The sequence below is a fragment of the Kitasatospora sp. NPDC058218 genome (assembly GCF_042882445.1).
In the GTDB taxonomy this organism is placed as follows: domain Bacteria; phylum Actinomycetota; class Actinomycetes; order Streptomycetales; family Streptomycetaceae; genus Kitasatospora.
This window is the reverse complement of record NZ_JBHVWC010000078.1, coordinates 30480-48673: the sequence shown is the minus strand read 5'-3', so window position 1 is coordinate 48673 and position 18194 is coordinate 30480. Positions and strand designations below refer to the sequence as shown.

20 protein-coding genes are annotated in these 18194 nt (G+C 72.9%); 9 read left to right on the top strand and 11 right to left on the bottom strand.

Going from position 1 to position 18194, the window contains the following annotated elements; all coding sequences use genetic code 11:
• Positions 1-143: 143 nt before the first annotated feature.
• From ACFVYI_RS36660 to ACFVYI_RS36650, 3 genes are all read right to left on the bottom strand, one after another.
• Positions 144-671 (bottom strand): SixA phosphatase family protein, encoded by a 528-nt coding sequence (locus ACFVYI_RS36660; RefSeq protein ID WP_387893657.1) that lies wholly within the window; start codon positions 669-671, stop codon positions 144-146.
• A 194-nt stretch (positions 672-865) separates the two neighbouring features.
• The gene (locus ACFVYI_RS36655) at positions 866-988 is read right to left on the bottom strand and encodes an SGM_5486 family transporter-associated protein (protein WP_387893655.1); all 123 of its coding nucleotides are present in this window, start codon (positions 986-988) and stop codon (positions 866-868) included.
• An 84-nt stretch (positions 989-1072) separates the two neighbouring features.
• Entirely contained in the window at positions 1073-2374 is a 1302-nt protein-coding gene (locus tag ACFVYI_RS36650) for a CynX/NimT family MFS transporter (protein WP_387893653.1), read from the bottom strand.
• A 130-nt stretch (positions 2375-2504) separates the two neighbouring features.
• Here ACFVYI_RS36650 and ACFVYI_RS36645 point away from each other — a divergent pair, with 130 nt between their 5' ends.
• Complete coding sequence (locus tag ACFVYI_RS36645) at positions 2505-3179, top strand: FadR/GntR family transcriptional regulator (protein WP_387893651.1); 675 nt, start codon at positions 2505-2507, stop codon at positions 3177-3179.
• Between the two features lie 89 nt (positions 3180-3268).
• Here the strand turns inward: ACFVYI_RS36645 and fabI are convergent, their stop codons facing one another.
• Positions 3269-4036 carry an enoyl-ACP reductase FabI gene (gene fabI, locus ACFVYI_RS36640; protein ID WP_387893649.1) on the bottom strand — a complete coding sequence of 256 codons (768 nt, stop codon included), beginning with the start codon at positions 4034-4036 and terminating at the stop codon, positions 3269-3271.
• A 2-nt stretch (positions 4037-4038) separates the two neighbouring features.
• A complete protein-coding gene (gene fabG, locus ACFVYI_RS36635) occupies positions 4039-4758 on the bottom strand; it encodes a 3-oxoacyl-[acyl-carrier-protein] reductase (RefSeq protein WP_387893647.1) in 720 nt (239 codons plus the stop codon).
• 338 nt (positions 4759-5096) lie between these two features.
• Between fabG and ACFVYI_RS36630 the strand changes: the two genes are divergently transcribed.
• The 6 genes from ACFVYI_RS36630 to ACFVYI_RS36605 all read left to right on the top strand — a co-directional run bounded on the left by ACFVYI_RS36630 (position 5097) and on the right by ACFVYI_RS36605 (position 10930).
• Positions 5097-6242, top strand: coding sequence for an MBL fold metallo-hydrolase (locus ACFVYI_RS36630; protein WP_387893645.1), 1146 nt, complete (start codon positions 5097-5099; stop codon positions 6240-6242).
• A 148-nt stretch (positions 6243-6390) separates the two neighbouring features.
• Positions 6391-7944 carry a TldD/PmbA family protein gene (locus ACFVYI_RS36625; RefSeq protein WP_387893659.1) on the top strand — a complete coding sequence of 518 codons (1554 nt, stop codon included), beginning with the start codon at positions 6391-6393 and terminating at the stop codon, positions 7942-7944.
• Entirely contained in the window at positions 7944-9341 is a 1398-nt protein-coding gene (locus ACFVYI_RS36620) for a metallopeptidase TldD-related protein (RefSeq protein ID WP_387893643.1), read from the top strand. The genes ACFVYI_RS36625 and ACFVYI_RS36620 overlap by 1 nt, the downstream gene beginning before the upstream one ends.
• Before the next feature lie 31 nt (positions 9342-9372).
• On the top strand, positions 9373-9921 hold the full coding sequence (locus ACFVYI_RS36615; RefSeq protein WP_387893641.1) for an RNA 2'-phosphotransferase: 549 nt from the start codon (positions 9373-9375) through the stop codon (positions 9919-9921).
• Positions 9922-10023: 102 nt separating this feature from the next.
• Positions 10024-10407, top strand: a complete 384-nt coding sequence (locus ACFVYI_RS36610; protein ID WP_387893639.1) for a DUF3099 domain-containing protein — start codon at positions 10024-10026, stop codon at positions 10405-10407.
• A 265-nt stretch (positions 10408-10672) separates the two neighbouring features.
• On the top strand, positions 10673-10930 hold the full coding sequence (locus ACFVYI_RS36605; RefSeq protein ID WP_387893637.1) for a hypothetical protein: 258 nt from the start codon (positions 10673-10675) through the stop codon (positions 10928-10930).
• 57 nt (positions 10931-10987) lie between these two features.
• On the opposite strand, the gene moaA is transcribed toward ACFVYI_RS36605, so the two are convergent.
• From moaA to ACFVYI_RS36585, 4 genes are all read right to left on the bottom strand, one after another.
• On the bottom strand, positions 10988-11977 hold the full coding sequence (gene moaA / locus ACFVYI_RS36600) for a GTP 3',8-cyclase MoaA (RefSeq protein ID WP_387893635.1): 990 nt from the start codon (positions 11975-11977) through the stop codon (positions 10988-10990).
• Positions 11978-12069: 92 nt separating this feature from the next.
• Positions 12070-13680, bottom strand: coding sequence for a cation acetate symporter (locus ACFVYI_RS36595; protein WP_387893633.1), 1611 nt, complete (start codon positions 13678-13680; stop codon positions 12070-12072).
• Positions 13677-14033, bottom strand: coding sequence for a DUF485 domain-containing protein (locus tag ACFVYI_RS36590; protein ID WP_387893631.1), 357 nt, complete (start codon positions 14031-14033; stop codon positions 13677-13679). Before ACFVYI_RS36590 ends, ACFVYI_RS36595 begins: the two co-directional genes overlap by 4 nt.
• 251 nt (positions 14034-14284) lie before the next feature.
• A complete protein-coding gene (locus tag ACFVYI_RS36585) occupies positions 14285-15328 on the bottom strand; it encodes a zinc-dependent alcohol dehydrogenase family protein (RefSeq protein ID WP_360631940.1) in 1044 nt (347 codons plus the stop codon).
• A 159-nt stretch (positions 15329-15487) separates the two neighbouring features.
• Here ACFVYI_RS36585 and ACFVYI_RS36580 point away from each other — a divergent pair, with 159 nt between their 5' ends.
• Positions 15488-16483 (top strand): DEDDh family exonuclease, encoded by a 996-nt coding sequence (locus tag ACFVYI_RS36580; RefSeq protein ID WP_387893628.1) that lies wholly within the window; start codon positions 15488-15490, stop codon positions 16481-16483.
• 31 nt (positions 16484-16514) lie between these two features.
• On the top strand, positions 16515-17312 hold the full coding sequence (locus ACFVYI_RS36575; RefSeq protein WP_387893626.1) for an SURF1 family protein: 798 nt from the start codon (positions 16515-16517) through the stop codon (positions 17310-17312).
• Positions 17313-17329: 17 nt separating this feature from the next.
• On the opposite strand, the gene ACFVYI_RS36570 is transcribed toward ACFVYI_RS36575, so the two are convergent.
• Both ACFVYI_RS36570 and ACFVYI_RS36565 read right to left on the bottom strand, forming a co-directional pair.
• A complete protein-coding gene (locus ACFVYI_RS36570; RefSeq protein WP_360631931.1) occupies positions 17330-17662 on the bottom strand; it encodes a thioredoxin domain-containing protein in 333 nt (110 codons plus the stop codon).
• Positions 17663-18088, bottom strand: a complete 426-nt coding sequence (locus ACFVYI_RS36565; RefSeq protein ID WP_387893624.1) for a MerR family transcriptional regulator — start codon at positions 18086-18088, stop codon at positions 17663-17665.
• Between the last annotated feature and the right edge of the window lie 106 nt (positions 18089-18194).

Below are 18194 nucleotides of genomic sequence, written 5' to 3'. Positions count from 1 at the left end.
CCCCGCGCTGCGCGCCCCCCCCCCCGACTGCCCGCGCGGCCGGTCCGCGGGGGGGGGCTGGCCCCCACCCCCCCCCGCCCCACACGTCTGCCGGGCCGGGCCCGGCCCGGCTGCGCGACCGGTCGGCCCGGACCGGTCGCGGCTCAGTCCTGCGGCGTGTAGTACGAGACCAGCGCGGCCACGCCCGGCTCGACGCCCTTCCAGGAGCCGTCGAAGCTGAGCACCGCGATCGCCGCCGTCGGGAAGCCGCCGAGCCGCAGCCGCTCCAGCGCGTCCCGGTCGCCCTCGTCACCGGCCAGCACCTGGGTCAGCCCGAGCACACCGGGGTTGTGGCCCACCAGCAGCACGTCCGGGTACTCCTCGGGGGTCTCCTGGAGGACGGTGATGATCTCGCCGGGGCTGGCCTCGTAGATCCGGTCCTCGTACACCGTCCTGCGGGAGCGCTTCTCCAGCTCGTGCGCGGCGAGCTTCCAGGTCTCGCGGGTGCGCAGGGCGGTCGAGCAGAGCACGTAGTCGGGGTTGATGCCGGAGTCCGCGAGCCAGCGGCCGGATTCCGGGGCCTGGTGGCGGCCCCGGTCGGCCAACGGCCGCTCGTGGTCGTCGACGCCGTCGGGCCAGTCGGCCTTGGCATGGCGGAGAACGATGATCCTGCGGGGCGTTTCGGCGCTCATACCCAGCAAGCTTGGCAGAAAAGCCGCCCGGGGGCGCGATGCCGCCGGTTGCCGCCACTCTCAGGGGTGCAGGGTGTCATCATGCGGCGTTCACCGGAGGTTGGCCCGGCGGACGGCGCCCGGCCCGCGCGCCGACGACCGGCCGACGGGCGGCACGCGGGTGGCCGGGCGGCGGGCGGGCCGAGGGCGGTGGATCAGCCGAGGTTCTGGGCCACCGTGGCGACGATCGCCAGCAGCACCACGATGCCGACGATCAGTGCGGCGAGCTGGCCGAGCTTCTTGTGGCCGTCGGTGGGGTTCGGGTCGAGTACGGGCATGACCGGATTCTCCCACCCCGGCCCTGCCCGCCGGTCACCGGCCCTGCCGGGGCCGCCGGGGCCGCCGGGGCCGCCGGGGCCGCCTCAGGCCTTCGCGGCCGCGGCCGGGCGCACCGCCTCGTCCTCGATGTGCCGGGCCATCGCCGCCCGCAGGCCGAACAGCATCTGCGGCACCAGCAGCAGGGCGAGCAGGCCCAGCGGCAGGTACCACGCACCGGTCACGTCGTAGAGCCGGCCGATCAGGATCGGGCCCGGGATGGAGATCAGGTAGCCGACGCCCTGGGCGAAGGCGGAGAGCTGGGCCACGCCGCCGGCGGTCCGGGCCCGCAGGCCGATCATGGTGAGCACCAGCGGGAAGGCGCAGTTGGACAGGCCGACCAGGACGACCCAGATCCAGGACCCACCCGCCGGGGCCAGCGCCAGCCCGGTGTAGCCGGCGATGCCGCAGGCGGCCAGGACCACGACGAACACGCGCTGGTCGCCACGCCGGGCGGCGAGGTTGGGCAGCACGAAGGAGACCGGCACGCCGATCACCATGGTGAGCGCCAGCAGCACCCCGGAGGTGCCCTCGGAGACGCCGGCGTCCTGGAAGATCGTCGGCAGGAAGCCCATCACGGCGTAGGCGCCGGTGGCCTGGAGCCCGAAGAAGCAGGCCATCGCCCAGGCGGTGCGGCTGCGGGTGATCGGCAGCCGGTCGGTGGTCGTGCCGGAAGCCTTGTCACCGCGCTCGCGCTTGAGCGCGGCGACGATCAGCCAGAGCACCAGGGCGACCGCCCCGAGCGCGGCCCAGACGCCGAGCCCGACCCGCCAGTCGCCGCCGAGCGCGCTGGTCATCGGGACGGTGACCGCGGCGGCGAGCGCGGTGCCGGCCGACAGGGCCATCGAGTAGAGGCCGATCATCGGGCCGACCCGGTCCGGGAAGTAGCGCTTGATCACGACCGGGATCAGCACGTTGGAGACCGCCACCCCGGCCAGCGCCAGCGCGGTGAGCAGCAGGAACACCGCCGTGCCGCCCGCGAACGACCGGGCCAGGACACCTGCGGTGATCGCACCCATGCCCGCGGTGACGACCGCGATCGGGCCGACCCGGCGGGCCATCCCCGGCGCGGAGAAGCCGAAGACGGCGAAGCAGAGCGAGGGGACGGCCGCGAGCAGGCCGGCCACCGTCGGGCTCATCCCGAGGTCGGCCGTGACCTCCTTCAGCAGCGGCCCGAGGCTGGTGACCACCGGGCGCAGGTTGAAGGCGGCGGCGGCGATCGCGACGGCGAACAGCCAGCCGACGTACTTGCTCCGGTCGGAGGAGGGGGAGGCGGTGGTGGCGGGCCGCTCGGTCTGCGGCCGGAGCCCGGTTGGCGGGGCGGTGGTGGTGTCTGCTGCGGGAGGCATGCGAGCCATCATAGAATGATGGGATGAATTAGCGCACCCTCGACTTGGCATGATGTCCCGACCCGCCCGTAGCCGACCCACCCGCCGGCCGACGCCCCCACCGCCGACCCGAAGCCGCAAGGAGTCCCCCGTGGCGCTGTCCTCTCCGAGGCGCACCCCGCTGTCCGACCAGGTGATCGCGCAGCTGCGCGCCCAGATCACCTCGGGCGAGTGGCCCGTCGGCTCGCGCATCCCGACCGAGGCCGCACTGGTCGAGCAGCTCGGCGTCGCCCGCAACACCGTCCGCGAGGCGGTCCGCGCGCTCGCCCACAACGGGCTGCTGGACATCCGCCAGGGCTCGGGCACCTACGTCCTGGCCACCAGCGAGCTGGCCGGGGTCATGCACCGCCGGTTCGCCGACGCCGACCAGTCGCAGGTCGCCGAGCTGCGGGTCACCCTGGAGACCTCGGCGGCCGGTCTGGCCGCCACCCGCCGCACCGCGCGCGACCTCGCCCTGCTGGACGCCACCCTGGCCCGCCGCGAGGACGCCTGGCGCTCCGGCGACGCCGAGGACTTCATCCAGGCCGACGCCGCCTTCCACCAGGCCGTGGTCGCCGCCGCCCACAACGACGTCCTCCTCGCCGTCTACGCCGATCTCGGCGAGGTCACCCGGGCCCACCTGCGCCACGACGTGGGCCCGGAGCTGATCGCCGAGCGCTACCTCGGGCACGACGAGATCCTCGACGCGATCCGGGCCGGTGACCCCCAGCGCGCCTCGGTCGAGGCCGGCCGCGCCATCGGCGCCTGCACCCCGCCCGACGCCTGACCCGCCCGGCCGGGGCGCGCAGCACCCGGACAACACCGCGGCCCGGCACCCCCGTGAGGGGTGCCGGGCCGGGTCGGTCAGCGCAGCGGTCAGGCGCCGATGGCGTGCAGGCCGCCGTCCACGTGGACGATCTCGCCGGTGGTCTTCGGGAACCAGTCCGAGAGCAGGGCGACGACGCCACGGCCGGCCGGCTCCGGGTCGGCCAGGTCCCACTTCAGCGGGGAACGGGTGTCCCAGGTGGCGGCGAGGTCCGCGAAGCCCGGGATGGACTTGGCGGCCATCGAGCCGATCGGGCCGGCCGAGACCAGGTTCACCCGGATGTTGCGGGCGCCGAGGTCGCGGGCCATGTAGCGGGAGGTGGCCTCCAGCGCGGCCTTGGCCGGGCCCATCCAGTCGTACTTCGGCCAGGCGAACTGGGCGTCGAAGGTCAGACCGACGACCGAGCCGCCGTCCTGCATCAGCGGCAGCAGCGCCGTGGTGAGCGACTTCAGCGAGAACGCCGAGACGTGCATGGCGGTCGCCACGGACTCCCACGGCGTGTTCAGGAAGTTGCCGCCCAGGGCGTCCTGCGGGGCGAAGCCGATCGAGTGGACGATGCCGTCCAGGGTCGGCAGGTGCTCGCGCACCTGGTCGGCGATGCCGGCCAGCTGCTCCTCGCTGGAGACGTCCAGCTCCAGCACCTTGACCGGCTTCGGCAGCTTCTTGGCGATCCGCTCGGTGAGGCTGGGCCGGGGGAACGCGGTGAGGATGATCTCCGCGCCCTGCTCCTGCGCGAGCTTCGCGGTGTGGAACGCGATGGAGGACTCCATCAGCACTCCGGTGATCAGGATCCGCTTGCCCTCAAGGATTCCACTCATGCTCAGTGACCCATGCCCAATCCGCCGTCGACGGGAATGACGGCTCCGGTGATGTACGCGGCCTCGTCCGAACCGAGGAACCGCACGGTGTTGGCGACCTCGGCGGGCGCCGCGTAGCGGCCCAGCGGCACGCCCGAGACGATCTCCGCGCGGCGCTCGTCGCTGAGCACTGCGGTCATGTCGGTGTCGACGAAGCCGGGGGCGACCACGTTGACGGTGATGTTGCGCGGGCCCAGCTCGCGCGCCAGCGAGCGCGCGAAGCCGACCAGACCGGCCTTGGAGGCGGCGTAGTTGGCCTGGCCCGGAGAGCCCGAGAGGCCGACCACCGAGGAGATCAGGACGACCCGGCCCTTGCGCGCGCGCATCATCAGCTTGGAGGCGCGCTTGACCACCCGGAACGTCCCGGTCAGGTTGGTGTCCACGACGGAGGTGAAGTCCTCCTCGGACATCCGCAGCAGCAGGGTGTCGTGGGTGATGCCGGCGTTGGCGACCAGCACCTCGACCCCGCCGTGCTTGGCCTCGACCTCGGTGAACGCCGCATCGACCTGCGCGCCGTCCGTGATGTCGCAGCGCACCGCGAGCACGTCGTACTTGGCCAGCTCCGCGGGAACCTCACCCGAACGGCTGGTGATGGCGACCTTGTCGCCCGCCTCGGCGAAGGCCAGGGCGATCGCGAGGCCGATGCCCCGGTTTCCTCCGGTGACGAGAACCGAGCGGCTCAACGATCCACCTCTCTCCGTAGTGTGCGCGTACGTCGGAATGCGCACGCAGTGTGACGCTATCGGTCGGCCCGGGGCGGCGACGAATCGAGCTCCCACAGCGCCTCACCGAAGGAACTGTCGCAATCCGACAATCTGTGCCGGAACCGCTCCCACCCGGTCCCCACTCGCCCCGGCCTACCCTGGTGGCGTCCACTTCGGCGGTTTTCCGGGAACAACACGACGGGGCGCACCCGTTGCCCCCGTGGTGCGGGACGACCGGGGCCGGCCGTACCGATTCCTGGACGGGCCCCGGCGCGCGCGGCCCGGCGGCCACGGCGACGAGTGAAGGCAGAGCACGGATGAGCGAGGCACAGCCCGGTACCACCCACCGGCGGGGACGACTGCTGGCCCTGGCCGCCCTGGCCGCCGGCGCGGGAGCGGCCGCCTGGTCGCTGCGCGACCTGCCGGCGGCGTTCGGGCGGCGGCCGGACGCCGCCCGCGAGGCCCGGGTGCGCAACTCCCCGCAGTACCGGGACGGCGTCTTCCACAATGCGCCGTCCACGGTGGCCCGGGCCGGGTCCGCGCCCGACATCGACCGGGACACCGTACGCCGGATGCTGTTCCAGCGCGAGGGCCGGGTCCCCGCCAACCCGGTGCCCACCGTCCGCCCGGCCACCGGACCGCGCCCGGCGGCCGAGGGCGTGGAGATCACCTGGTACGGGCACGCCTCCGCGCTGGTCGAGATCGAGGGCACCCGGGTGCTGCTCGACCCGGTCTGGAGCGACCGCTGCTCCCCCGCCGCGCACGTCGGCCCCAAGCGGCTGCACCCGGTGCCGGTGGAGCTGGAGGAGCTGCCGCAGGTCGACGCGGTGCTGATCTCGCACGACCACTACGACCACCTGGACATGGCGACGGTCAGGCGGCTGGTCCGCAGCCAGTCCGCGCCGTTCGCGGTGCCGCTCGGCATCGGCGGCCACCTGCGCCGCTGGGGCGTCCCGGAGCACCGGATCATCGAGCTGGACTGGGACGAGACCTGCACGCTCGGCGAGCTGGTCGTCACGCTCACCTCCGCCCACCACTTCTCCGGGCGCGGTCTGACCCGCAACACCACGCTCTGGGGTTCCTGGGTGATCGCCGGGCCGACCCGCAAGGTCTTCTACACCGGGGACTCCGGCTACTTCGAGGGCTACGCGAGGATCGGCGAGCAGCACGGCCCGTTCGACGCCGCCCTGGTGCAGATCGGCGCGTACGACACGGCCTGGGCCGACATCCACATGACGCCGGAGGACGCCGTCCTCGCCCACCGCGAGCTCGACGCCGGCCTGCTGGTGCCCGTCCACTGGTGCACCTTCAACCTGGGCCTGCACCCGTGGGCCGAGCCGATCGAGCGGCTGCTGGTCGAGGCCAAGGCGCAGGCCGTGCCGCTCGCGGTGCCGCGCCCCGGCGAGCGGGTGGACGTCGACAACCCGCCGGAGCTGGACGGCTGGTGGGAGACGGTCGGCTGACCGGCTCCCCGGGGGGCGGCGACCGCCGCGTGTCACCGCCCGAATGCGCTGGCCCAAACCCCCTGAACGGGACATGATGCCGTGCGGGTGCCCCGGTCCGGAGTACCCGCACCGTCATCCCCCCGACCAGGGAGCCCGCTTGCCTCCGATGCCCCCGACCAGCAGTTCCGGCGCCCCGAACGGGCGCGCCGTCGACCCGCTGTTCCTCGCCTACCCGCTGCGCGCCCTGGCCGACGCGGCACTCACCCGCGCGCGTGAACTCGGCGCCGAGCACGCGGACTTCCGCCTGGAGCGGGTCCGCAGCGCGTCCTGGCGACTGCGCGACGCCCGGCCCGCCGGCACCTCCGACAGCGTCCAGCTCGGCTTCGCCGTCCGGGTGCTGCTGGACGGCGCCTGGGGCTTCGCCGCCGGGGTGGACCTCACCGCGGTCGCGGCGGCGCGCGTCGCCGAGCAGGCCGTCGCGGTGGCCCGGCTGTCCGGCGGGATCAGCCGCGCGGCCGGGTCGAAGGAGCGCGTGGAGCTGGCGGACGAGCCGGTGTACCCGGACGCCACCTGGGTCTCCGCGTACGAGGTGAACCCCTTCGAGGTGCCGGACGCGGAGAAGACGGCGCTGCTCGCCGACTGGAGCTCGCGGCTGCTGGCCGCCGAGGGCGTCTCGCACGTCCAGGCCAGCCTGCTGACGGTGCAGGAGAACAAGTTCTACGCCGACACCTCCGGCACCGTCACCACCCAGCAGCGGATCCGGCTGCACCCCTCGCTGGAGGCCACCTCGGTGGACGAGCGCACCGGGGCCTTCGACTCGATGCGCACGCTGGCCCCGCCGGTCGGGCGCGGCTTCGAGTACCTGCGCGGCACCGGGTGGGACTGGGACGCCGAACTGGCCGAACTGCCCACCCTGCTGGCCGAGAAGATGAAGGCGCCGAGCGTCGAGCCGGGCCGCTACGACCTGGTGGTGGACCCGTCCAACCTCTGGCTGACGATCCACGAGTCGATCGGCCACGCCACCGAGCTGGACCGCGCGCTCGGCTACGAGGCCGCCTACGCCGGCACCTCCTTCGCCACCTTCGACAAGCTGGGCTCGCTGCGCTACGGCTCCGAGCTGATGCACGTCACCGGTGACCGCACCGCCGAGCACGGCCTCTCCACCATCGGCTACGACGACGAGGGCGTCGCCACCCGGTCCTGGGACCTCGTCAAGGACGGCGTCCTGGTGGGCTACCAGCTCGACCGCGGCATGGCCCGGCTCAAGGGCTTCGACCGCTCCAACGGCTGCGCCTTCGCCGACTCCCCCGCGCACGTCCCGGTCCAGCGGATGGCCAACGTCTCGCTCCGGCCGGCCGCCGACGGCCCCGACACCGAGGGCCTGTTCGCGGGCGTCGAGAACGGCCTGTACATCGTCGGTGACCGCTCCTGGTCGATCGACATGCAGCGCTACAACTTCCAGTTCACCGGCCAGCGCGCCTACGCCATCCGCAACGGAGAACTCGCCGGCCAGGTCAAGGACTTCGCCTACCAGGCCACCACCACCGACTTCTGGGGCTCGATGGCGGCCGTCGGCGGCCCGCAGACCTACGTCCTCGGCGGGGCCTTCAACTGCGGCAAGGCCCAGCCCGGCCAGGTCGCGGCGGTCAGCCACGGCTGCCCCTCGGCGCTGTTCCGCAACGTCAACGTGCTCAACACCCAGCAGGAGGCGGGTCACTGATGACCGCGATTCAGCCCCACGAACTCGTCGAGCTCGCGCTCGGCCTCTCCCGCGCGGACGGCTGCGTGGTGATCGCCGACGAGGAGTCGACCGCCAACCTGCGCTGGGCCGGCAACGCGCTCACCACCAACGGGGTGACCAGGGGGCGCCGGCTCACCGTGATCGCCACGGTGGCGGGGGCCGAGGGCACCGCCTCCGGCGTGGTCTCGGCCGAGGCCGTCACCCCGGACGAGGTGGAGGCCCTGGTCCGGGCCGCCGAGCAGGCCGCCCTGGCGGCCGGCCCGGCCGAGGACGCGCAGCCGCTGGTGGCCGACCGGCCCTCCTCGCCCGACTTCGGCGAGCCGCCGGCCGAGACGTCGATCGAGGTCTTCGCGGCCTTCGCGCCCGCCCTCGGCGAGGCCTTCGCCCGGGCCGCCGCCCAGGGCGAGCTGCTGTACGGCTTCGCCCGGCACGAGGTGGTCTCCAGCTACCTGGGCACCTCCACCGGCCTGCGGCTGCGCCACGACCAGCCGACCGGCACGGTCGAGCTGAACGCCAAGACCGCCGACCTGTCCGGCTCGGCCTGGGCCGGCGCGGCCACCCGGGACTTCGCCGACGTGGACGTCGCCGAGCTGCACACCCAGCTGACCAGGCGGCTGGCCTGGGGCGCCCGGAAGGTCGACCTGCCCGCCGGCCGTTACGAGACGCTGCTGCCGCCCTCGGCCGTGGCCGACCTGATGGTCTACCTGAGCTGGTCCGCCGGCGGCCGCGACGCCGCCGAGGGCCGGACGGTCTTCTCCAAGCCCGGCGGGGGCACCAGGATCGGCGACAAGCTGGCCCCGCTGCCGCTGACGCTGCGCTCCGACCCGGCCGAGCCGGGCCTGGAGGCGGCGCCGTTCGTGCTGGCGCACTCCACCGGCGGGGACTCCTCGGTCTTCGACAACGGCCTGGAGCTCACCGCCACCGAGTGGATCCGCGACGGCGAACTGGCCGAGCTGATCACCACCCGGCACTCCGCCGGGCTCACCGGCCTGGCGCTGCGGCCGGCGGTGGACAACCTCGTCCTGGAGACAGCCGACCGCGCCGACGCGCCGACCCTGGACGAGATGATCGCCCGCACCGAGCGCGGTCTGCTGGTCACCTGCCTCTGGTACATCCGCGAGGTCGACCCGGCGAACCTGCTGCTCACCGGCCTCACCCGGGACGGCGTGTACCTGGTGGAGAACGGCGAGGTCGTCGGCGCGGTGAACAACTTCCGGTTCAACGAGTCGCCGGTCGACCTGCTCGGCCGGATCACCGAAGTGGGCCGCACGGAGCGCTGCCTGCCGCGCGAGTGGGGCGACTGGTTCACCCGGGCCGCGATGCCGCCGGTGCGGGTCGCGGGCTTCAACATGAGTTCGGTGAGCCAGGCCTCCTAGGGCCGGCTCGGGGGCGAGGGGATCGAGAGGCATGGACGAGAAGCGCACGGTCAGGACGAGCAAGATGCTGTCCCGCATCCTGCGGCACGAGCCCGAGCGGGCCGGGATCACCCTGGACGCGGCCGGCTGGGTCGAGGTGGACGTCCTGCTCGCCGCGCTGGCGGCGAGGGGCAACCGGCTGACCAGGCCCGAGCTGGACCACGTGGTGGCGACGAACAACAAGCGCCGCTTCGCCTACTCCGAGGACGGCCTCTCGATCCGCGCCAGCCAGGGGCACACGGTGGCGGTCGACCTCGGTCTGGCCGCCGCCGAGCCGCCGGCGCGACTGTTCCACGGCACCGCCACCCGGAGCCTGGACGCGATATTCCGGGAGGGCCTGCGGCCGATGGCCCGCCGGGACGTCCACCTCTCGGCCGACACCGACACCGCGGTGCGGGTCGGCGCGCGGCACGGCCGTCCGGTGGTCCTGACGGTCGACGCCGCCGCGATGGCGGCGGCCGGCCACGCCTTCCGGATCAGCGCCAACGGCGTCTGGCTGACCGACGCGGTACCGCCGGAGTACCTCTCCTTGGCCCAGTAGGACGAGCCGTCCGCCCCCGGTCTCGTCGGCCGCCTCCGCGCGGCGTACCGTGAAGTGGCCGTGCGGCGAGACGCACGGGCGCGTGGACGAGGGCGGTAGGACATGGGCAAGAGCGCCGGCGGTGGACAGGTCCACCGGATCACGGGGGCACGCAGCAGCCTCACCGAGGACGTCCGGGGGCGACAGCGCCGCTACGTGGCCTCGATGCTGCTCCGCACGGTCTGCGTCCTGCTCGCGGTCGTCCTGTGGGACGTCCAGCGGGTGCTGGCGTTCATCGCACTGGCGGGCGCGGTGCTGCTGCCCTACTTCGCGGTGCTGATCGCCAATGCCGGCCGCGAGCGGGCGCCGGGGCTGCCGAGCACCTTCGACGTCCCGCCGGGCACCCCGCTGATGCTCGGCCCCGGTGGTACCGGTGGGGCTGGTGCTTCGCGTGATGCCGGTGTGGCACAGAGCGTGCCCACCGATTCTTCACAGAGGAAGAACTGACTGTCCGTTTTAAGGGGTTATCAACTATTAACCTCGACAGAAAGCTCAAAAGAACCTCAGATTAATCATGCAAGACCTCCCCATACCGGGGCCCTGCCGTGACATACTGCGTACGCGCTCCGCATCCCCCGTCGGAGCGACGGACCGACGCCGGGCGGCTCCCCCCGTGGCTGCCCGGCGTCGCCATGCCCGGACTGACCTTCGCCGTCCGGAGCCGTGAAAGACTGGCGGTGCAGACCACCCGCCTATCGCTGAGGACGGCACCATGGAATCCCCGGGCTCCCCGCAGACGCAGACGCCGGTCTGCTCGGCCAAGGGCTGCCGGGCGGACGCCCGGTGGGTGCTGGTCTGGAACAACCCGAAGCTGCACACCCCGGACCGCCGCAAGACCTGGGCGGCCTGCGAGGAGCACCGCGAGCACCTCTCCCAGTTCCTCGGGGTCCGCGGCTTCCTCAAGGAGGTCGTGGCCCTCGCCGACTGGACCCCGCAGGACGCGCCGGGCCCGCGCCTGCCGCTCTCCTAGCGACCTCGCGGCAGCCATCCCGGCCACCGCGAGGCCACCGCACGGCCACCGCGCGCCTCAGCCGCCGATCGCGGACATCGGCCGCTCGGGCTGGAGGAACTCCGGGTTGTCGATCCCGGCGCCCGCCTTCTTGCCCCACATCGCCGCCCGCCAGAGCTCACCGAGCTCGGCGTCCCCGGCACCCGAACGCAGCGCGGTCCGCAGGTCCGTCTCACCGGTCGCGAAGAGGCAGTTGCGGACCTGCCCGTCGGCGGTCAGCCGGGTGCGGTCGCAGGCGCGGCAGAACGGGCGGGTGACCGAGGCGATCACGCCCACCCGGCCCGGGCCGCCGTCCACCAGCCAGCGCTCGGCCGGGGCGGCGCCGCGGCGGGCGGAGGGCTCGGGGGTGAGCGTGAACCGGGTGGAGAGGCGCTCCAGGATCTCCTCGGCGGTCACCATCGAGGAGCGGTCCCAGCCGTGCTGGGCGTCCAGCGGCATCTGCTCGATGAACCGCAGCTCGTAGCCGTGCTCCAGGCACCGGGCCAGCAGGTCGGGCGCCTCGTGGTCGTTGACCCCCCGCATCAGCACGGCGTTCAGCTTGACCGGTGTCAGCCCGGCGGCCTCGGCCGCGGCCAGCCCGTCCAGCACGTCCTGGTGGCGGCGGCGGCGGGTGAGGGTGTGGAAGGTGTCCGGGTCGAGGGTGTCGAGCGAGACGTTGACCCGGTCCAGCCCGGCGGCCCGCAGGGCCTCGGCGGTCCGGGCGAGGCCGATGCCGTTGGTGGTCAGGGAGAGCTCGGGGCGCGGTTCGAGGGCGGAGCAGGCGGCGACGATCCCGACCAGTCCGGGGCGCAGCAACGGCTCACCACCGGTGAAGCGGACCTCCCGGACGCCGAGGTCGCGCACGGCGACGGTGACCAGCCGGACGATCTCCTCGTCGGTGAGCAGGTCGGGCTTGGCCAGCCACTGCAGGCCCTCCTCCGGCATGCAGTAGGTGCAGCGCAGATTGCACCGGTCGGTGAGGGAGACCCGCAGGTCGACGGCCTGCCGGCCGAAAGTGTCGAGCAGCACGGCGGTCCCTTCCCGTGAGGTTGCGGCCGGGGATGCGGCCGGCCCGGCCACCGCGACCGCGGCGCCGGGCCAGCTTAGCCATCGTCCGCCCGTCAGTGGGCGCCCAGCCCGGTCAGCGAGCGGACCTCCAGTTCAGCGTACTTCGCCGGGTCGGCCTTCTCCTTGGAGAGCAGGGTGCCGATCCAGCCGGCCAGGAAGCCGATCGGGATGGAGACCAGGCCCGGGTTCTCCAGCGGGAACCAGTGGAAGTCGGAGTTCGGGAACAGCGAGGTGGGCTTGCCGGAGACGACGGTCGAGAAGACCACCAGCGTCACCGAGCTGATCAGACCGGCGTAGACCGAGCTGACCGCGCCGGTCGTGGTGAAGCGCCTCCAGAACAGTGAGAACAGCAGCGTGGGCAGGTTGGCGGAGGCGGCCACCGCGAAGGCCAGTGCGACCAGGGCGGCGGTGTTGAGCTTCCCCGCGAAGAGGCTGAGCACGATGGCGACCGCGCCGATCGCGACGGCGGCCCACTTCGCCGAGAGGATCTCCTCCTTCTCGCTCGCCCTGCCGCGCCGGATGACGTTGGCGTAGAGGTCATGGGCGAAGGAGGCCGACGAGGCCAGGGTGAGGCCGGCCACCACGGCGAGGATGGTGGCGAAGGCCACCGCGGAGATCACCGCCAGCAGGATCGCGCCGCCGGTGGAGCCCGCGCCGCCGCCGAGTTGTTCGGCGAGCAGCGGGGCGGCGGTGTTGCCGGAGGACTTGGTGTCCTCGATGGCCTTGTGGCCGACGATCGCCGCCGCGCCGAAGCCGAGCGCCAGGGTCATCAGGTAGAAGCCGCCGATGATGCCGATCGCCCAGAGCACCGACTTCCGGGCGACCTTCGCGGTGGGCACGGTGTAGAAGCGGACCAGGATGTGCGGCAGACCGGCGGTGCCGAGCACCAGGGCGATCCCGAGGCTGAGGAAGTCGAGCTTGGTCGTCCCGGTGGCCCCGTACTTCAGCCCCGGTTCGAGGAAGGCGGCGCCCTTGCCGCTGGCGTCGGCGGCGGCGCCGAGCAGCGCGGAGGGGTTGAAGTGGTACTTGGCCAGCACCAGGACGGTCATCAGCGCGGTGCCCGCGATCAGCAGCACCGCCTTGACGATCTGCACCCAGGTGGTGCCCTTCATGCCGCCGATCACCACGTAGATCACCATCAGCGCACCGACGGCGACGATGGTCAGACGCTTGGCGCCGTCCCCGCTGACGCCGAGCAGCAGGGCCACCAGCGTCCCGGCGCCGACCATCTGGGCGAGCAGGTAGAAGATCGACACCACGATGGTGGAGATGCCGGCGGCGGTCCGGACGGGGCGCTGCTTCATCCGGAAGGCCAGCACGTCCGCCATGGTGAAACGGCCGGAGTTGCGCAGCGGTTCGGCGACCAGCAGCAGCGCGACCAGCCAGGCGACCAGGAAGCCGACCGAGTAGAGGAAGCCGTCATAGCCGGAGAGCGCGATGGCGCCGGCGATGCCGAGGAAGGACGCGGCGGACATGTAGTCGCCGGAGATGGCCAGGCCGTTCTGGAAGCCGGTGAAGCCGCGGCCGCCGGCGTAGAAGTCGGCGGCGCCCCTGGTCTGGCGACCGGCCCAGACGGTGATGCCGAGGGTGGCCAGGACGAAGATCCCGAACAGGGTCATCGTCAGACCGCGGTGCTCGGTGGCGGAGCTGGCGAGCAGGGTCATTCGGCGGCCTCCCGGGGGGCGTGGACCACGGCGCCCTGGGCTTCGCGGATCGCGGCGGCGGGCGGGTCGAGCCGCCGGTCCGCGTAGCGCGCGTACCAGGCCGCGATGGCGAAGGTGGTGACGAACTGCAGCAGCCCCAGCACCAGGGCGACGTTGACGTGCCCGGCCACCTTGGTGCCCATGAGGCCGGGGGCGTAGCTGGAGAGCAGGACGTAGAGCAGGTACCAGAGGACGAACCCGATGGTGACCGGGAACGCGAAGCTCCGGAACGAGCTTCGAAGGGTGCGGAACTCCTGGCCCTCTTCGATGAGTTGGACTTCGGTAGGGGCAGTGGTGATCGGCGGCGATTCCACGCTGTCTCCTCACTCCTTCGGCGTAGTGGTCGCACCAGTGGAACGATCGGACGTGAGGGGCGTCACAGTCCGGATGCGCGCCGCGCAATGCTAGGAGGGTCGCGCCCGCCCCGAAAGGGATTGACCGTGATCAGCCATCCGTTCACCCACTCGCGCTAGTCAATTGGCCGAAAACCATCACATCCGGACAGCGTGAAGGGGCGGTACCGACGTGCGGTACCGCCCCTTCCGGAACGCGTGATGACGGTGCGTCAGAAAGCGATCCGCACCTTCAGCGCGGAGCGGTCGTCCATCGCCCGGTAGCCGTCCGGGACACCGTCCAGGTCGACGGTGCGGTCGAAGACCAGGCCGGGCTCGATGGCGCCGGAGAGGACGTCCGGCAGCAGCTCGGGGATGTACGCGCGGGCCGGCGCGACACCGCCGTTGAGCGAAACGTTTCGGCCGAACATCTGGCCGATGTCCACGCCGGCACTGCCGCCGTGCGGCACCCCGACGTAGCCGACCGCGCCACCGTCACGGGTGATCGAGATCGCGGTGCGCATCGACTCCTCGGTGCCGACCGCCTCCAGCACGGCGTGCGCGCCCTGCCCGCCGGTCAGCTCCTTGACCGCCTCGATCGCGGCCTCGCCGCGCTCGGCGACCACGTCCGTCGCCCCGAAGCGCCGGGCCAGGTCGGTCCGGGCGGTGTGCCGGCCGAGCGCGATGATCCGGCCCGCGCCGAGCCGGTGCGCCGCCAGCACGCCGCACAGGCCGACCGCGCCGTCGCCGACCACCGCGACGGTGGCGCCGGGCCGCACGCCCGCCGAGACGGCGGCGTGGTGGCCGGTGGCCATCACGTCGGAGAGGGCGAGCAGGTTCGGCAGCAGCTTCTCGTCGCCCGCCGCCTCCTTGGGCAGCCGCACCAGCGTGCCGTCGGCGAACGGGACGCGCACCGCCTCGCCCTGGCCGCCGTCCGAGCCGACCTGGCCCCAGAAGCCACCGTGCGGGCAGGAGGTCTGCAGGCCTTCGCGACAGAAGTCACACGTGCCGTCCGACCAGACGAACGGCGCGACCACGAAGTCGCCCGGCCGTACGTCGCGGACCTCGGCGCCGGTCTCCTCGACCACGCCGAGGAACTCGTGCCCGATCCGCTGCCCGGCCACCCGCGCCGCCACGCCACGGTAGGCCCAGAGGTCGCTGCCGCAGATGCAGGCGTTCACCACACGCACCACGGCATCGGTCGGGTGTTGGATCACCGGGTCCGGCACCTCCTCGATCCGGATGTCGTTCGGGCCGTGGATCACGGTGGCGCGCATGGGGGTTTCGTCCTTCGCAGAGACGGCCGCGTGGGGGTGTCGAGCGGCCGGGGGATATTCGACTGGGTGTACGACGAATACGCCTCCCACTCTATTCCGGCCGGTCGGTACGAACATTTCGACCGAGCCCGGCCGCGACGGCGCTTATTCTGTTTGACCATGCATGCGATCCAGCCCGAGACGAACGGCGCGCCGCGGACCGTCCCCGTCCCCGCCCAGCGCTCCGCCGCCCCCGACGAGGGCTTCGCGGTGGTCGACGTCGAGACCACCGGCCTCGGCCGCTCGGACCGCGTCATCTCGGCCGGCCTCTACCAACTGGACGCCGACGGCGAGGTCACCGACCACTGGTACACGCTGGTCAACCCCGGGCGCGACCCGGGCCCGGTCTGGATCCACGGCCTCACGGACGACCTGCTGGCGGGCGCGCCGACCTTCCCGGAGATCGCCGGGGAGTTCGCCGAACGGCTGCGCGGCCGGGTCATGGTCGCCCACAACGCGCTCTTCGACTGGAACATGATCTCCCGCGAGTTCTCCCGGGCCGGCCTGCGCGCCCCGGTGGACCAGCGGATCTGCACCATGGTCCTCTCCCGCGACCTGCGGCTGCCGCTGCCCAACGGCAAGCTGTCCTCGCTCGCCGGGTACTTCGGCGTCAGCCAGCGCCAGGCGCACAACGCCCTGGACGACGCCCGGGTGCTCGCCGAGGCGTTCCGCCCCAGCCTGCACCTGGCCCGCGCGGGGGGCGTCCCGCTGCCGCTGCAGACCTGCGTGGCCGTCACCGACCTCGGCGTGGAGGAGCCCGCCTCCCCCGGCCGCAGCTCCTGGACCGGCTCCTCCTACCGGCAGGCCCGCAAGCGCCCGCCGTGCCCGTACCCGAACCCGGGTCGCTGGGAGGACGGCAAGCCGCTGGTGCAGGGCATGCGGGTGGCGTTCACCGGCGACACCGCGACCGACCGCGAGCTCCTGGAGGACCGCGCGGTGGAGGCCGGCCTGCACATCGCGTCCTCGGTGAGCCGGCTCACCAGCCTGCTGGTCACCAACGAACCGGGCGGCTGGAGCGGCAAGGCCCGCAAGGCCCGCGAGGTCGGCACCCCGGTGGTCGGCGAGGACGCCTTCCTCCAACTGCTGCGCGAGGTCGCGCCGCACCCCGGTGCGTGAGCCGGGTGTGAGGTGGGCGTACCGTGCCCATGTGTACCGTTTTCTGCTCTCCCGGCGCTGGCTGATCACGCTGCTGATCGCCCTGCTGATGATCCCCGCCACCATCCGGCTGGGGTTCTGGCAGCTGCACCGCCACGAGGCGCGGGTCGCCCGCAACGAGCTGATCGCGCACGCGCTCGCCGACCGGCCGGTCCCGTTCGACACACTGTCGGCCACGCCCGGTCTCGCTGTCCCGAAGGACCTGACCTGGCGAGCGGTGACGGCCACCGGGCAGTACGACCCGGAGCACGAGTTCGTGGTCCGCAAGCGGACCGACTCCGGCGGGGACAAGATCGGATACTTCGTCGTCACCCCGCTCAGGCTCGCCGATGGCGGGGGCACCGTGCTGGTCAACCGCGGCTGGGTGCCGTCCGGCGACTCCGCCACCACCTACCCGCAGGTGCCGGCCGCGCCGGCCGGGGAGGTCACCCTCACCGGCCGCCTGCGCCCCGACGAGGCCGCGACCGGCAGCATCCGGGACCGGGCCGGCCTGCCGGACCGGCAGTTCAACCTGATCAGCAGCGACCAGCAGACCAAGGAGAGCGGCGCGCCCCTGCTCGGCGGCTACCTGGAGCTCACCACCACCACCCCGGCCCCGGCCGACCAGCCCGAGCTGCTGCCCGAGCCCAACCACTCCGACATCGGCCCGCACATGGCGTACGCGATCCAGTGGTGGCTGTTCACGGCGATGATCCCGGTCGGTTTCTGGGTCATGGCCCGCCGCGAGGCCAAGGACCGTGCCAAGGAGGCCGCCGAAGCCGAGGTGGCGCTGGAAGCCGTGCCGGCGTAGCCCGCGGGTTCCGCGAGCTACAGCACGTCCTCCAGTTCGCGCAGCAGCCGCACCTTGGCCCGGGCGCCGACCATGGACTTCACCGGCTCACCGCCCCGGAAGACCATCAGTGTCGGCATCGACAGGACCCCGTACGCGGCCTGGGTCTGCGGGTTGTGGTCCACGTCCACGGTCACCACGGTGAGCCGGTGCGCCTCCTCCTTCGCGATGTCGGCCAGGACCGGCACCATCTGGCGGCACGGAGGACACCAGTCCGCCGTGAACTCCACCAGGACCGGCCCTTCGGCCGCCAGTACCTCGGTCGCGAACGTGTCGTCCGTGACCTCCGGAACCCCAGCGATCTTCCCCATCTACCGCTCCTCCCACTCGACTGCCAACTCACACTGCGGCGTCTGCCAGGCGGCCTCGGCCGCCAGTTCGTCGCGGGCCTGCTCGGCCCGGGCGAACTGCTCGGCCACCTGCGTACGGACCTCCTGGAGCCGGACGATGCACTCGTCCAGCTCGGCCAGCTTGCGCCGGTAGACCTCCAGCGAGGCCGGGCAGGAGTCCCCCTCCGGGTGGCCCGCCCGCAGGCACTCCACGAACGGGCGGGTCTCCTCCAGCTCGAAGCCGAAGTCCTGGAGCGTGCGGATCTGCTTCAGCAGCCGCAGGTCGTCCTCGCCGTACGCGCGGTAGCCGTTGCCCGCCCGTCGGGCGGGCAACAGCCCGAGCTGCTCGTAGTAGCGCAACGCCCGGGTGGTCGTCCCCGCCCGCTCCGCCAGCTCGCCGATCCGCATGACCGCACCATTCCTTCCGGCCGCCGTTCGAACGCCGTCGGGTACGACGGTAGACCTTGACGCGGGCGTCAAGGCCAGCGTGCCGGCGCAGTCGGCCGAAACTCGT

Bases quoted from the DNA above. Each gene is read 5' to 3' on its own strand.
- ACFVYI_RS36610 (WP_387893639.1), top strand. From the start codon at position 10,024: ATGGGCAAGAGCGCCGGCGGTGGACAGGTCCACCGGATCACGGGGGCA.
- ACFVYI_RS36565 (WP_387893624.1), bottom strand. From the start codon at position 18,088: ATGCGGATCGGCGAGCTGGCGGAGCGGGCGGGGACGACCACCCGGGCG.
- ACFVYI_RS36605 (WP_387893637.1), top strand. From the start codon at position 10,673: ATGGAATCCCCGGGCTCCCCGCAGACGCAGACGCCGGTCTGCTCGGCC.
- ACFVYI_RS36595 (WP_387893633.1), bottom strand. From the start codon at position 13,680: ATGACCCTGCTCGCCAGCTCCGCCACCGAGCACCGCGGTCTGACGATG.
- ACFVYI_RS36585 (WP_360631940.1), bottom strand. From the start codon at position 15,328: ATGCGCGCCACCGTGATCCACGGCCCGAACGACATCCGGATCGAGGAG.
- ACFVYI_RS36620 (WP_387893643.1), top strand. From the start codon at position 7,944: ATGACCGCGATTCAGCCCCACGAACTCGTCGAGCTCGCGCTCGGCCTC.
- ACFVYI_RS36615 (WP_387893641.1), top strand. From the start codon at position 9,373: ATGGACGAGAAGCGCACGGTCAGGACGAGCAAGATGCTGTCCCGCATC.
- fabI (WP_387893649.1), bottom strand. From the start codon at position 4,036: ATGAGTGGAATCCTTGAGGGCAAGCGGATCCTGATCACCGGAGTGCTG.
- ACFVYI_RS36650 (WP_387893653.1), bottom strand. From the start codon at position 2,374: ATGCCTCCCGCAGCAGACACCACCACCGCCCCGCCAACCGGGCTCCGG.
- ACFVYI_RS36625 (WP_387893659.1), top strand. From the start codon at position 6,391: ATGCCCCCGACCAGCAGTTCCGGCGCCCCGAACGGGCGCGCCGTCGAC.
- ACFVYI_RS36660 (WP_387893657.1), bottom strand. From the start codon at position 671: ATGAGCGCCGAAACGCCCCGCAGGATCATCGTTCTCCGCCATGCCAAG.
- ACFVYI_RS36630 (WP_387893645.1), top strand. From the start codon at position 5,097: ATGAGCGAGGCACAGCCCGGTACCACCCACCGGCGGGGACGACTGCTG.
- ACFVYI_RS36655 (WP_387893655.1), bottom strand. From the start codon at position 988: ATGCCCGTACTCGACCCGAACCCCACCGACGGCCACAAGAAGCTCGGC.
- ACFVYI_RS36580 (WP_387893628.1), top strand. From the start codon at position 15,488: ATGCATGCGATCCAGCCCGAGACGAACGGCGCGCCGCGGACCGTCCCC.
- ACFVYI_RS36570 (WP_360631931.1), bottom strand. From the start codon at position 17,662: ATGGGGAAGATCGCTGGGGTTCCGGAGGTCACGGACGACACGTTCGCG.